This is a genomic window from Streptomyces sp. NPDC058231, assembly GCF_042882275.1.
GTDB lineage: Bacteria > Actinomycetota > Actinomycetes > Streptomycetales > Streptomycetaceae > Streptomyces.
On the sequence record NZ_JBHVWN010000178.1, the window covers coordinates 1 to 1343 of the forward strand.

The window sequence follows — 1343 nt, forward strand, 5'->3', positions numbered from 1 at the left end:
CGATCGGGGCGGACGGCCGGACCTTTCGGCCGGCGTTCGCCGACCGTTCGCGCGGTGGTCGGCCGCAGGCGCGCCGGCCGCCGCGCCGTTCCGCATGCTGGACGGGGGCGGAGGTTTTTCCTTACGGCCCTCTCGCTTCCGGGGTTTCTATCCGGATGAACCCGCTCCGGAATCCTGCCTGTTGGGGGCGGTGATCGCCTCATTGATCCGCTGCGGACGAGTGCGGCCGTCCGGCTGTGCGGAGGTTTTTCAAAGCTGGTCTAGACCTTGACAGGTTCAGACCAGCGCCGCTTGAGTGGCGGACACCCCCCATGGCGGCGCACCGATGAGTCCGGTGCGCCGCACCGAAGGAGTGATCGCATGATGAGACGTGTCATGGGCATGATGGCCGCGCTGGGCGCGGTCGTCGCGATGTTCGTCGTTCTCCCGGCCTCCACCGCCTCGGCGGCGGAGTGCGCGGCACCCTGGAACGCCTCGTCCGTCTACACGGGCGGCGGCGCGGCCTCGTACAACGGGCACAACTGGACCGCGAAGTGGTGGACCCAGAACGAGCAGCCGGGCAGCTCCGACGTCTGGGCGGACCAGGGCAGTTGTGGAAGCGGCGGTGGCGGCACGGATCCGGGCACCCCGTCGGGCTTCGTCGTCAGCGAGGCGCAGTTCAACCAGATGTTCCCGAGCCGGAACTCCTTCTACACGTACAGCGGCCTGACCGCGGCCCTGAGCGCCTACCCCGGCTTCGCCAACACGGGCAGTGACACGGTCAAGCGCCAGGAGGCGGCCGCGTTCCTCGCCAACGTCAGTCACGAGACCGGCGGTCTGGTCTACGTCGTGGAGCAGAACACGGCCAACTACCCGCACTACTGCGACAGCAGTCAGCCCTACGGCTGCCCGGCCGGACAGTCCGCGTACTACGGCCGCGGCCCGATCCAGCTCAGCTGGAACTTCAACTACAAGGCCGCGGGCGACGCGCTCGGCATCGATCTGCTCGGCAACCCGTACCTGGTCGAGCAGAACGCCTCGGTGGCCTGGAAGACCGGGCTCTGGTACTGGAACACCCAGAGCGGTCCGGGCACCATGACCCCCCACAACGCCATGGTCAACGGCGCCGGATTCGGCGAGACGATCCGCTCGATCAACGGCTCGCTGGAGTGCAACGGTGGCAACCCCGCCCAGGTCCAGAGCCGCATCGACCGGTACCAGGCCTTCGTCCAGATCCTCGGCACCACCCCCGGCTCGAACCTGAGCTGCTGATGCACAGCCTGTGGACCGTCACCCGGCGGGGGGTGGGGGGCCCCCCCGCCCGCACGGCCCCCCCCACCCCGACGCGCCGGCCCCGAGACGGG

Annotated in this window: 1 protein-coding gene; it reads left to right on the top strand. The window is 69.5% G+C overall.

The genetic code is table 11. The features are described 5' to 3' along the window. The first annotated feature begins 360 nt into the window (after positions 1-360). On the top strand, positions 361-1251 hold the full coding sequence (locus ACFVXE_RS39120) for a glycoside hydrolase family 19 protein (protein WP_389678572.1): 891 nt from the start codon (positions 361-363) through the stop codon (positions 1249-1251). Positions 1252-1343 lie beyond the last annotated feature (92 nt).

Bases quoted from the DNA above. Each gene is read 5' to 3' on its own strand.
- ACFVXE_RS39120 (WP_389678572.1), top strand. From the start codon at position 361: ATGATGAGACGTGTCATGGGCATGATGGCCGCGCTGGGCGCGGTCGTC.